Source organism: Mycobacteroides sp. CBMA 271, assembly GCF_009729205.1.
GTDB lineage: Bacteria > Actinomycetota > Actinomycetes > Mycobacteriales > Mycobacteriaceae > Mycobacterium.
This window is the reverse complement of record NZ_VTHB01000001.1, coordinates 1,001,900-1,014,757: the sequence shown is the minus strand read 5'-3', so window position 1 is coordinate 1,014,757 and position 12,858 is coordinate 1,001,900. Positions and strand designations below refer to the sequence as shown.

10 protein-coding genes are annotated in these 12,858 nt (G+C 63.7%); all 10 read left to right on the top strand.

The genetic code is table 11. The features are described 5' to 3' along the window. The first annotated feature begins 29 nt into the window (after nucleotides 1-29). The 10 genes from FZI91_RS05130 (at nucleotide 30) to FZI91_RS05085 (ending at nucleotide 12,816) form a co-directional block, all read left to right on the top strand. Nucleotides 30-1,607: an AMP-binding protein gene (locus tag FZI91_RS05130; RefSeq protein WP_155937568.1), complete on the top strand. Its 1,578-nt coding sequence runs from the start codon at nucleotides 30-32 to the stop codon at nucleotides 1,605-1,607. Between the two features lie 53 nt (nucleotides 1,608-1,660). After that, a complete protein-coding gene (locus FZI91_RS05125) occupies nucleotides 1,661-2,215 on the top strand; it encodes a pyridoxamine 5'-phosphate oxidase family protein (protein WP_155937567.1) in 555 nt (184 codons plus the stop codon). A 126-nt stretch (nucleotides 2,216-2,341) separates the two neighbouring features. Then, nucleotides 2,342-3,226, top strand: a complete 885-nt coding sequence (locus FZI91_RS05120; protein ID WP_155937566.1) for an SDR family NAD(P)-dependent oxidoreductase — start codon at nucleotides 2,342-2,344, stop codon at nucleotides 3,224-3,226. Beyond that, on the top strand, nucleotides 3,227-5,248 hold the full coding sequence (locus tag FZI91_RS05115; protein ID WP_155937565.1) for an alpha/beta hydrolase fold domain-containing protein: 2,022 nt from the start codon (nucleotides 3,227-3,229) through the stop codon (nucleotides 5,246-5,248). A gap of 12 nt (nucleotides 5,249-5,260) precedes the next feature. Beyond that, nucleotides 5,261-6,190: a ferritin-like domain-containing protein gene (locus FZI91_RS05110; protein WP_155937564.1), complete on the top strand. Its 930-nt coding sequence runs from the start codon at nucleotides 5,261-5,263 to the stop codon at nucleotides 6,188-6,190. After that, nucleotides 6,187-7,755, top strand: a complete 1,569-nt coding sequence (locus FZI91_RS05105; RefSeq protein ID WP_155937563.1) for an NAD(P)/FAD-dependent oxidoreductase — start codon at nucleotides 6,187-6,189, stop codon at nucleotides 7,753-7,755. The genes FZI91_RS05110 and FZI91_RS05105 overlap by 4 nt, the downstream gene beginning before the upstream one ends. 356 nt (nucleotides 7,756-8,111) lie before the next feature. Then, a complete protein-coding gene (locus FZI91_RS05100; protein ID WP_313884531.1) occupies nucleotides 8,112-8,609 on the top strand; it encodes an MmpS family transport accessory protein in 498 nt (165 codons plus the stop codon). A gap of 14 nt (nucleotides 8,610-8,623) precedes the next feature. Next, nucleotides 8,624-11,509: an RND family transporter gene (locus FZI91_RS05095; protein WP_166548228.1), complete on the top strand. Its 2,886-nt coding sequence runs from the start codon at nucleotides 8,624-8,626 to the stop codon at nucleotides 11,507-11,509. A 21-nt stretch (nucleotides 11,510-11,530) separates the two neighbouring features. Then, entirely contained in the window at nucleotides 11,531-12,007 is a 477-nt protein-coding gene (locus FZI91_RS05090) for an SRPBCC family protein (RefSeq protein ID WP_155937562.1), read from the top strand. 38 nt (nucleotides 12,008-12,045) lie between these two features. Beyond that, nucleotides 12,046-12,816: a phosphoglyceromutase gene (locus FZI91_RS05085; RefSeq protein ID WP_155937561.1), complete on the top strand. Its 771-nt coding sequence runs from the start codon at nucleotides 12,046-12,048 to the stop codon at nucleotides 12,814-12,816. Nucleotides 12,817-12,858 lie beyond the last annotated feature (42 nt).

Here is a 12,858-nt window from a genome sequence, read left to right as displayed (position 1 = left end):
GGCCGCGGGCGCATGACAAACTATCGGACATGACGTTCAGAAGCCCGCTGGCCGATGTATCCATCCCGGACTGCTCGGTCTACGAGTACGTGTTCGGTGATGATGCGCAAGACGACGATCGCGTTGCGCTGATCGACGGGCTTTCGGGTGCCCAGACCTCGTTTGGCGGGTTGCGTACACAGATCGACGCGTTAGCAGCTGGGCTGGCCGATCGAGGATTCGGACTCGGGGATGTCGCGGGAGTCTTTCTACCCAACTGCTCTTCCTTCGCCGTGGTGCTGCACGGCGTCCTGCGCGCGGGCGGTACCGCCAGCACTGTCAACGTGCTGTACACCGCCGAGGAATTGGCCAAGCAGCTGATCGACTCCAAGGCGCGGCTCATCTTCACGGTATCGCCGCTGCTGCCGCGGGCACTGGAGGCCGCCGAGTTGGCCGGCATCGATCCGGCCAATGTATTCACCGTCGACCCCGTCGAGGGCCGGCTCTCCTTGGCAGACATCACCCGCCCCGACCTGGCGCCGCCACAGGTTTCTTTCGATCCGGCAACGCATTTGGCGGTGCTGCCGTATTCGTCGGGTACCACCGGCAAGGCCAAGGGCGTCATGCTCACCCACCGCAACCTGGTGGCCAACATCGCCCAGGCCAAGCACCTCTACGGAGTGGAGCAAGGGGATCGGGTGCTGGCCGTCCTCCCGTTCTTTCACATCTACGGACTGGTGGTACTGCTCAACGTGCAGCTCAAACTGGGCGCCGAGCTGGTGATCCTGCCGCGGTTCGAACTCGACACTTTCCTGGGCGCCATCGCCAACTACCGGGTGGACCATGTGTTCGTGGCGCCGCCGGTGGCGGTGGTACTCGCCAAGCACCCGGATGTCGACAAGTATGACGTCTCCTGCCTCCGTTCGGTGTTCTCCGGTGCTGCTCCGCTGGACGAGCAGTTGGGCAATGCCGTTGCGGCGCGGCTTAATTGCCGCGTCAGTCAGGGATACGGCATGACCGAACTCAGCCCCGTCAGCCACCTCATCCCGCCGGGTCGCCCCGACATTCCACTCAGCTCGGTCGGTATTCCAGTGCCCAACTCGGAGAACAAACTCATCGACACCGAGACCGGGGCCGAGATCGAAATCCCGGACGAGGGGGAGAGTGCGCCAGGAGAGTTGCTGGTGCGCGGCCCCAATGTGATGGCCGGGTATCTCGGCAACGCGGAGGCCACCGCCGCCACCATCGAACCCGACGGGTTCCTGCACACCGGTGATATCGCCGTCGTGCGGGCCGACGGGGTGGTGACGATCGTGGACCGGCTCAAGGAGCTGATCAAGTACAAGGGCTACCAGGTGCCGCCCGCCGAGCTGGAGGCGCTGCTGCTGACGCATCCCGGTATCGGTGACGTCGCCGTGATCGGGGTGCCCGACCCGTCCAGTGGTGAGATCCCCAAGGCCTTCGTGGTGCGTACCGACGACAGCCTGACCGATGAGGCCGTGATGAGCTTCGTTGAGCAGAAGGTGGCTCCGCATAAGCGGATTCGCCTGGTGGAGTTCATCGACGCGATTCCCAAGAGTGCGGCCGGGAAGATCCTGCGCAAGGACCTGCGGGCTCGCATCATCTAGGTGCACCGAAATCGGGTGGCGGGTTGTCGGTCCCGAGTGGCAACCTGGACCGTATGGGTCAGGTGTATGAGGAGATCGACGACAAGCTCGCCCATTGGCTGATCGAGCAGCCGGTGTTCTTTGTGGGCACGGCGCCGAGTGGTTCGGACGGGCACGTCAACGTCTCCCCCAAGGGGATGGCCGGGACATTCGCGGTGCTCGGGCCCAACCAGGTGGGCTACCTGGACTACTTCGGCAGTGGCGCGGAAACCATTGCGCACGCGCGAGATAACGGCCGCATCGTGCTGATGTTCTGCTCGTTCGACAAGCGGTGCCGCATCATCCGGCTGCACGGCCGCGCCAGGGTGGTGCAATTCAACGAGCCGGAGTATCTGCCGCTGCGCTGTCATTTCTCGAAAGAGCTCGAAAAGGGAGTCCGCTCAATCATTTTGGTTGACGTGACCCGGGTGGCGGACTCCTGCGGGTACTCGGTCCCGCTCATGGAATTTGTGGAACACCGCGACGTGTACGACAAGCACGTCGAGAAGGCGCCGCCGGAGAAGCTCACCTTTGAGAGCGCGCTGGACAAGAACGGCACGTCCATCGACGGTCTGCCCGCGATTCAGTAGCTCGCGGCGTGGGACGACTCCCCTGACATTGATCTCACGCATGCCTTGACAACCGGCGGGCCATGTCACACCCTTGTTTTACGTTTTCGTATGATGCGTAAGCGGAAACCCAGAAGGGTGATGCCAATGACGGCACCCGACGCGGGAGCCTACCCGCGCCGACGTCCGAAGATCAGCCACGGGGCAAGCGCGGTGGTGACCGGCGCAGGCAGCGGAATTGGCCGGGCCTTCGCCGAGACTCTTGCTTCCCGGGGCGGACGGGTCGTGTGCGCGGATATCGACCTCACCCGTGCGCAGGAAACCGTTGACATCATCGGTGGCGGCAAGGCACGCGCCGTGGCCTGCGACGTTACCTCCTACGAGCAGGTCAGCGCGCTGGCCACGGTATCCGAGGAGTGGCTGCGCCAACCTGCCGACCTGGTGATCAACAACGCCGGCATCGGCACCGGCGGCCTCCCAGTCGGCACCATGTCGATGGCCGACTGGGAGAGCACCCTGGCCATCAATTTGTGGGGCGTCATTTACGGCTGCCAGGTGTTTACCCCGATCCTGCGCGAGCAGCGGTTCGGCGGCATCATCAATGTCGCCTCGGCCGCCAGTTTCGCGGCGGCCCCGATGATGGCCGCCTACAACGTCAGCAAGGCCGGGGTGCTTGCGCTCTCGGAGACCCTGTCCGCCGAGCTGAGCGGCTCTGGGATCAAGGTGACGGTGCTATGCCCCACCTTCGTCAAGACCAATATCGTCGCCGACGGACGTATCCCGGGCTCCACCGGAAGCCTGGCGGCTTCGGTGATGAAGTACACCGGCGTATCACCCGAACGGATCGCCCGCGGCACCCTCGACGCGCACGACCGGGGACGTTTCTACGTCGTGCCGCAGCTCGACGCCAAGCTCGTCTGGCAACTTAAGCGGCACGCTCCGAACCCATACCGCTGGGGCGCCGGGCTCATCGGTCGGATGCTGCCGACGCCGGTGGACGCGAGAGAACTCTTGGAACCGGAGGTGCGGTGAATGCGCACGCATACGGATGTCGCGATCATCGGAGCCGGGTTCACGGGGTTGAGCCTGGCGGCCCGCCTTAAGCGGTCGGGTGTACACAACTTCGTGCTTCTCGACACGACCGTCCCGGAAGTCGGAACGTGGCGCGAGGACACCATCCGACTCTTTCATCTCGGAAAGCATCTGCGCCTCGGGCACGAGGTCGCCGGCGTCGCCTACGACGAGGTAGAGGGCCGGTGGAACGTTGACATCGTTGGGGGAGAAGACCTGTCCGTGAAATCGGTGGTATTGGCCACCGGCTCGCGATCGGACGCAGATCCAGACGTTCCCGGTGTGGAGGCCTATACCGGGAACGTCGTGCGGGGCCAGGAATACAGGGATGTTGCCCTGGCCGGCAAGCGGGTAGCTGTGGTCGGCAACGGCGCCGCCGCAGCTACCCTGCTTCCCGAAATTGTGCGGGAAGCCTTCTCCGTCAAGCTGTTTCAGAGCTCTCCCGACTGGGTGCTGCCGCGTGAATCGAGTCGGATCGGACGATTCCTTGAGGGAGTTCCGATGGTGCGGGACGCCGCCCGGCAGGCCTGGTTTGCCGGACGCCGTCCTCGACGAGCCGGGATTCTGGAGCTGCTCGCGCGTAACAACCTGCGCCGTCACGTGGAGGACCCGTGGACCCGGCGCCAACTGACGCCGTTGCCGTTGACCGGTCGGCCGAATGTGGTGGTGACCGACGAGTTCTACACCGCACTGCAGGCGCCGAACTGCAAGCTCGTCACCTGGCCGATCGCGAGATTCAGCCCGATGGGTATTCGCACCGTCGAGGGCATCGAACACCAATGCGACATCATCGTTTTCGCCTCGGCCCCGGACGAATCCGACGCGCGACAGATTCCGGTGACGGGTGTCGGAGGCGCGGTACTGCCCGAGTCGGCCGCGATTTCGGTGGCCGGATTCCCACATCTGTTCCAGGCGGATCCGCCGACCGGTCGCCCCGGACGCGATGCGGTGCATCGTGCGCACAGCCGGGTGCAGAAGGTGGCGGTGCGGGTCACAGACGAGGTACGGGGTGGGCCGCTTGGCGGAGTCCAGCCGGCCTCCGGCCGAACCAAGGCCGTGGCCGCGATCAGCGCTGCCGGACTGCGCCCGGTATTCAACCGGGTGCGGCTCAACCAGTTTGGGGTCAGGGCGTCACGTCAGGTGGTCGCCGGCGTGATGGCGGCAGGCAGCCCGATGCCCGCCGACATCAGGATCGCGCGCATCCGCGAGCGGGATGTGCGCGGTGAATGGGTGCACACCGCAAACGGCGACCCCGAGGGCCCGATCATCTTCTACATTCACGGCAGCGGGTACGTGGTGTGCTCACCCCGGACACATCGTCGGCTGGTGGCGCGGCTGTCCGAGGCGGTTGGGCTTCCCGCGTTCTCGCTGGACTATCGGTTGGCTCCCGAACACCCGTTCCCGGCTGCGGCCGAGGATGTGCGCGCCGCATATTCGTGGCTGCTGAAAAGCGGTCGCGACGCCAAGGACATTGTGATCGCGGGTGATTCGGCGGGCGGTCACCTGGCCGTGGATCTTATCGCCGAGAACCATCGGCTGGGTGTGCCTCAGCCGGGCGCGCTGGTGGTGTTCTCACCGCTGATAGACCTGACGCTCGGGCTGTCGGCCGAGCGTGAACGGGACGCCCCGGACCCGCTCATCTCGGCAGCCGCGGCCCGGCGCCTCGTCGACCAGTACACCCGCGGAGTTCCCGAGGGCGACCCCCGGCTTCGGGTGACTCTTGACCCAGGAACAGTGGTGCCGCCCACGCTGATTCAAGTCGGCGGACGGGAAATGATGGTCGCCGACGCCGAGCACCTGGAACTCATGATCGCCCGCGCCGGCGGTGCCTGTGAGCTGCAGGTGTGGCCCGGACAGGTGCATGTATTCCAGGCGTTGCCTCGGTTCAGCACTGAGGCTTCGGCGGCCGTGCGAGAAGCAGCACGGTTTGTCACCCGAGCTCTCGCCAACCAATCACACACCACCGCAGCGCAGTCCGCATAGGGAGGAAAGACCATGGCTGTCGTTCTGGAAGACATGTTGCAGACCATCAAGGACAAGCAGTGGGCGCTGGCCGACGTCGATTGGGAGGCGCCAGGAGCCGACACCATCAGCGCCGAGCTGTGGCCCAAACTCAAGGACTTCATGGCCGACCTGGTGTGGATCGAGAACATCGGCGCTCGGGGATTCTCCGCGCTGGCCAAGAAGGCGCCGGACCCTACGCTCGCCGAGATCTACCGGTACTTCCACGCCGAGGAGCAGAAACACGCCAATGCCGAGCTGGCGCTGATGCGGCGCTGGGGAATGCTCAAAGAAGATGAGATCCCGGAACCGAACATCAACGTGCGTCTGGCCATCGAATGGCTGGACAGGTATTCGGACGGATTGTCGCTGACCGTGTTGGGGACCGTGATCCCTCTCCTAGAGGTGGCACTGGACGGCGCGCTGCTCAAGTTCCTGTTGGAAGAGGTGCAGGACCCCATCTGCCATGAGGCGTTCCGGCACATCAACTCCGATGAATCACGACACCTGGCAGTCGATTTCCACGTACTGGACATGATGGGTCAGGGGCCGGTTCGCCGTGCCGTCATCGAGAACGTCGGCACGCTGCTCAGCCCGGGCTTCCTGCTCGCCGGACTGGTGGGGCTGGGCACCGGTATTCCGCTGATCAACCGGATCCGTAACAACATCGTCGCGATGGGCCTCAGCGAGCAACGGTTGTACGACGCGATGAATCGGTTCTCGAACATCGGCGATCGCGGCAAGGGCACCCGGCTCCTCATCTACCGGTTCCTCAAGAAGGGTTCCAAGTGGGTGGTCAACCCCGATCATCCGTACCACTATCTGGCCAACTCGATGGTCAAGGCATCCGACTACATTCCGCGCACATGGCTTCCGTCGCAGCCGAGTTGGACCAAGGAACTTACCTACGAGGCGACCGCATGAGCAGTCGCCGCCGCAAGGCCCCGTTGGGACCCGATCATCAGGTCGTCATCATCGGTGCCGGGCTCTCCGGCATCGGCGTCGCCCGCGATCTGTCGCGAGCCGGCGTCCAAGACGTCACCATCTTCGAGCGCGCTTCCGGGGTGGGCGGAACCTGGCGGGACAACACGTATCCGGGTATCGGCGTTGATGTTCCGGCCCAGGCCTACCAGTTTCGCGATGCCTGCAACCCGGACTGGTCCCGGTTCTACGCCAAGGGGCCGGAGGTGCTCGCCTACGTCGAGCGGCTCACCGACGAATTCGGAGTTCGTGACCTCATTCGGTTCAACAGCGAAGTGGGCGAGCGTCATTGGGATGACGAAGCCGACGTTTGGCGGCTCAAGGTTAACGGTAGGGACGTGACGGCGCGTTTCGTCATCGTCGCCGCCGGGCCGTTCCCCGAGCCCAAACCCGCCGAGCTTCCGGGTCTCGATGACTTCACCGGCACCGTCGTGAAGTCGGCATCCTGGGACCAGACCGTTGACCTCAAGGGTCAGCGGGTCGCCATCATCGGCACCGGAGCCAGTGCCGTACAGATCATTCCGGAGATCGCGCGCGAGGTGGGCCACCTCGATGTGTACCAGCGCACCCCGATCTGGATCTTCCCAAAGTTTGACCCGACCACACCCGGCCCCGTCAAGAGCTTCTTTCGGCGGGTGCCGTTCGCGCAGCGCGTGTTGCAGGAGAGTTTGGAACTGGTCTACGCCGGGGTGCTGGTCTATGGAGTCATGTACTACGCCAACGTCAAGGTCATCCCGCAGGCCGTCTCCGGGTTCCTGCGCAACGTCACTTATCGGATGGCGGTGCCGGACAAGGAGCTTCGGGCCAAGCTCACCCCCGACTACGACTTCGGGTGCAAACGTCCCGCCGTGTCGAGTGCGTATCTGCAGACCTTCAACCGCGACAACGTGGACCTGATCACCGACCCCATCGAGACCATCACCGCGACCGGGATCCGAACGCGCAGCGGCACCGAGCGGAAGATCGACGTCCTGGTGCTTGCGACCGGGTTCCGGTTGTTCTTCGACCCGCAGATCTACCGGGACACGCCGGTGATCGGACGCGACGGGTTCAACCTCGCAGATTTCTACCAAGACCATCAGCCGTGGAGCTATCACGGCATCTCCACTCCGGGGCTGCCCAACTACTTCCAGGTGTTTGGGCAGTACGGGTGGACCGGCGGCACCTGGCACAGCGTCGTGGACACCGCAGCTGCCCACATCAGCCGCGTCATCGCCGAGGCGCAGCGCCTGGGTGCTACTGATGTCGAGGTGCGTAAGGACGCCACCGACGCCTGGACCGAGAAGGTCCGCGGCAGGTACGCCACCTCGCTGTTCCAAGTAGGCAACTGCTCGACCGCCAACAGCTACTACTTCGACCACAACGGCGAGTCGGCGTACATCCGGCCGATGACCACCCAGGCGGCCCGGCGATCGTCCCGCACCTTCCCGCTGCACGACTACGCGTTCGAGGGACACGTGACGCCGGGGCCGAGGCTCGCCGGGTTGGTCGACAGCCGATTTGGGTGACCGCCATGGGGTAGGGCAGCTCAGCGGAGAGACCCGCGGAGATGCCCTGTTGGTGCTCGCAAAGATGCCAATGTCCGGGTGGACGGCCTCCCGGCGCGGCTAGATCGCTTGCGGTGCGGTGCATGGCGTTGCCCCTGAGGCGACTTGCCGTAACACTAAGTACTAGTTACACTCAGTAACGCATCGAGTCACCTGTGCTGGTGGGGCTAGGTCAGGGGCCCACCAGCACAAGTGAAGTCGGTTTCGGCCGCGCTCGATGGATCGGTCAACGTCGATGCGAGGAGCGAAGTGCCAATGGTTGCTGCGGCCTCGAACTGGGAAGTCGCCGCGGTATCCGGGCGGGTGCGGTCTCGGGCGTGAGGACGAGTAACAACCGCTTGTCCGGACCCTCCCTGTCGCGAAGGTTCTGGGATGTGTTCGTGGAGCGGCAGGGATGGGTTTTCGCACTCATCGCGGTGTTGTGGATGGCCACGGGAACGTATGTGCTCGGCTCGCCGAAGCTGGCGCTGCCGAACAGGTCCGAAACGCCCAAACCCGCCGTCAATGCCGGGTTTTCGATGCCCAAACCCAAAACGGTCACCTACCAGGTGACCAGTACGGGCGGCGCTCCGGTGACGGTGTCGTACCTGGACGACGCCGGGCAGTCGCGTCTGTATTCGGGCGACGCGCCATGGCAGACGACGGTCACCACGAATGACTTTGCTTTCGCCGCTGGCGTCACCGCCATATCGGCGAACAACAAGGTCACCTGCCGTATCGATGTCGAGGGAGAAGTGGCCGACGAGAAGTCCGAGTCTGGCTCGCACCCGACCGTCAGCTGCAATCTGCTCGCATTCCGGAAAATCGTTAGGTAGGGCTCCGGTGGACCGTGCATAACAGCGCTGTATTTGGCAGGCTGGCGGGGCTGATCAGCCGGTACGCCTTCTTGGTTATCGGGGCATGGTGCCTTGTCGGTGCTTGTCTGGCAGCGGTCGCTCCCAATCCCCAAGAGCTGATCCTGACCCACAGCCGACCCATGATGCCCACCGACAGCAAGTCCGGTGAGGCTGCCAGGAGGATCGCCGCGGCGTTCGACGAGTCCTCGAGCAACAACAACAGCGTGATCATCGTCGAGAAGGACACGCGTTTCGACGACTCGGACCGGCAATTCCGGGCCGAGCTGCTGAGCAGACTGCAGGCCGACAAAAAGAATGTCGAGTCGATTTTCGATACCTGGTCAGACCCGCAGATGAGCGCCATGGCCGAAAGCCCCGACAAACAACTGACATTCCTGCAGCTGCAGTTGGCCGGTGACATCGGCACACCACAAGGCATGGAATCGGTTAAGGCCCTGAAGAACATTCTGGACTCGGCGAATAAACCTGCAGGAACCCATATTTACGCCACCGGAACCAGCCAGGCGATAGTGGATCAGCTCTCGGCCATCATGCAGGACGAGGTGGTTATCGGCTCGGTCTCGATCTTCCTCGTCGGCGCATTGCTGCTGCTCGTCTACCGCTCTATGTTCGTGGCATTGCTGCCCCTGCTCACGGTGGGGCTCGCGTTTTCCGTTGCCACACCGCTCGTGGGATACCTGGTGCAGGCCGACTTAGCGCCTATGACCATGATGACCACCGCCCTGATGGCTGCGCTCATGCTGGGAGCAGGCACCGATTACTCGGTCTTCTTTATCGGCCGTTACCAGGAAGGCAGGCGCAGCGGCCTCTCGATCGAAGAAGCGTTCACGGCGAGCTACCGGGGAGTGGCTCCGGTGGTCATCGCCTCAGGGCTTACCGTCGCGGGTGCATTGCTGTGCATGAACTTCACGCAACTGGACATGTTCCAGGCGATGGGCACACCCGCGGCGCTGGGAATGGTCTTTACCGTTTTTTCGGCGGTCACCGTGACACCGTCGGTGCTGCTCATCGGTGCGCGCCGCTTCGGATTATTCGAACCGAGAAGATCCGCCGCCAGCAGTACATTCTGGCGGCGGATCGGGATCCGTGTTGCGCGGTGGCCTAAGCCGCTCTTCGTCAGCAGCTTCGTGCTGTTGCTGCTGTGCATGCTCGCGCTCCCCACGGCGCAGTACAACTACGACGAGCTCCAGTTCGTCCCTCAGAAGCTGCCGAGTTCTGCCGGGCTTGCCGCGGCCAACAGGCACTTTCCGCAAGGCCAGATGTACCCGGACATGGTCTTGATCGAATCAGACCACGATCTGCGCAACTCGACCGATATCGCCATCCTGGAGCGCGCCGCCCAGCACCTCAGCCGGCTGTCGGACGTCAACGCGGTTCAGTGGCTGACCCGTCCCCTCGGTACACCACTCGACCAGGCCTCGCTGAGCTACGGGGTGGGCTACGCCGGCACCATGGCCTCGCAGAACTCTGTCGTGTTCAGCGAGCGGGCCGGCCGGTTGCACACACTGACCAGCAACCTCGGCACGATGATTTCGACGATCGAGGGGCTCCAGGGGCAACTCAAGGCCGCGCAGCAAGGGGCCCAGCAACTCAACGCGGCCTCGGTGCCCATCCAGCGCGGCTTACAACAACTCAATTCCGGTATGAAAGACCTGAATGCCGTCATCGCGCCGGTTCGGGCATCCGTGAGCGCCGGCCGCGAATGCGCGCCGGAGCCTGTGTGCGCCAGCACGCGTACCGCGCTGTCGAACTTCGACAGCCTCGGATCGCTCACTACGGGTATGCACCAGATCGTTCGCACCACCACCAACCTGAGTGCCAGTCTGGCAAAGTCCGCCGACAGCATCCCGCTTATGGTGGACTCGCTGACCCAAATGCATGACATGGCCATAGAGACCGACCGCATGCTGTCGCAGATGACAACCCAAATGGACACGTTGACCGCATTTATGCAGGATTTCAGCAAAAGCACAGCCGGCTCGGGGGAGTACTTCTACTTTCCGGCACGTCTGCTGTCCGATCCACAGTTCGAGCCGTTCATACACCTACTGTTCTCGAAGGACGGCACTAAAACTCGCATGATCGTGATGGGTGCCACCAGCAGTTTTGACGTATCGGGGCAACAGCGGGCTCGGGATTTGGCGGTCGCCATGAAAGCCGCGCTCAAAGGCACCGCGCTGGCCGGCAGTGTCGTCAGCATTGGCGGGCCGGGCGCGATGATTGACGATATGCACACCATCTTGGGCCGCGACGAGCAAATCGTTGCGATCACTGCGCTGACCCTAATATTCACCGTGGTGCTGCTGTTGCTTCGCAGTCTGGTCGCATCGGTTGTAGTGGTTGCCTCGGTGCTGGTGTCCTTAGGGTCCACGCTTGGCCTGAGCCTGCTGATCTGGCAACACCTGTTAGGCACTCAGCTGCACTGGTCGATCCCCGCCGCGGTGTTCGCCATCCTGATATCCGTCGGCGCCGACTACAACCTGCTGGTGGCTGCCCGCTTCAAAGAGGAGATGGGGGCCGGGATCAAGACCGGTGTCATCCGGGCGATCGCCGGCACCGGCGGTGTCGTCACCACTGCAGGCATGGTGTTCGCGATGACCATGTTCGCCATGATGGGCGGCAGCTTGCTCAACACTGCGCAGCTCGGTTCCACGATCGGGCTGGGTCTGGTACTGGACACGCTTGTCGTCCGCACCTTCACCGTGCCGACACTGGCGGTGATCCTCGGCAAAACGTTCTGGTGGCCCATCAAACCCGCCACGCTTGGCCGGCGGACACAGGTTGTCGCCCCATTGCCCCACACCACATGCGACATCCGCCAGGTTCAGGACCGTCAAGAACAGCCTGTTCACGCATAAGAATCGCTGGAAAGGGCGGATATGCCAGAAGAGCGCCACGTTTTCGATATCGCTGCACGGCCAGAGACCGTCTACGAAGTGTTGACAGACGTCGAGTCCATCAACGATTGGTTGTCGCCCCACCTGCCGGCGTGGCCGACGATTACGAGCCGGACCACCATCGTTGAGACGTACGACGACGGTATGCCGTTGCTGGTCAGGACAAGGAGCTCAGTTCTCGGTATCTCCGATGACATTCTCACCGAATACAACTGGTCGCCGACTGGGTGCACCACAACCCTGCGCCGTAGTAGTGCGCTTCGGCACCATGTCGCGCGATACACCGTGGTTCCTCGCCCACCCGGAACACAGCTCATCGTCGATTCGGATGTCGACCTCAAGATCAAATTGCCATGGCTCCTCGAACGGCACTTGCTGCGAGCGCAAACCCTCGTCCTGCGCGGGATACAGCGGGCGCTGGCCGTCGAATCGGCGCGGCGGGAAGCCGCGCCTGGCTAGCGCCGCCGCACCGGCACCCGCGTGAGAGACTTGCGCCCATGAGCGGCGAGACCTCCCGTCAGACAAACGGAGCCACCCTGATCCTGCTGCGCCACGGCGAGAGCCAGTGGAACGCGAAGAACCTCTTTACCGGCTGGGTCGACGTCGATTTGACCGAAAAGGGCAGGTCAGAGGCGCAGCGTGGTGGCGAGCTGATGGCCCAGCAGGGCGTGCTGCCGGACATTCTGTTTACCTCGCTGCTGCGTCGCGCCATCAACACCGCACATCTGGCCCTGGACACCGCCGACCGGCTGTGGATCCCGGTGGTGCGCGACTGGCGGCTCAATGAGCGGCACTACGGCGCGCTGCAGGGCCTCGATAAGGCCGAAACCAAGGCCAAGTACGGCGAGGACCAGTTCATGGCCTGGCGGCGCAGCTACGACACCCCGCCGCCCCCCATCGAGCGGGGCAGCCACTACAGCCAGGACCAGGACCCGCGGTACGCCGATATCGACGGCGGCCCGCTCACCGAATGCTTGGCCGACGTGGTGGCGCGGTTCGTGCCGTACTACGAAGAGGCAATCGTGCCGGAGCTTCGCGCGGGTAAGACGGTTCTGGTTGCCGCCCACGGCAATTCGCTGCGTGCTCTGGTGAAGTATCTCGACGGGATCTCCGATGAGGAGATCGTCGGCCTCAACATCCCCACCGGCATTCCGTTGCGGTACGACCTCGATGAGAACCTCAAACCGGTAGCCAAGGGCGGGGTTTACCTGGACCCCGAGGCCGCGGCCGCTGGAGCCGCCGCGGTGGCTAGCCAGGGTGCGAAATAACGCCGTATTGGTCTGCTCGCCACTAAGAGTTCGCCAATTGGC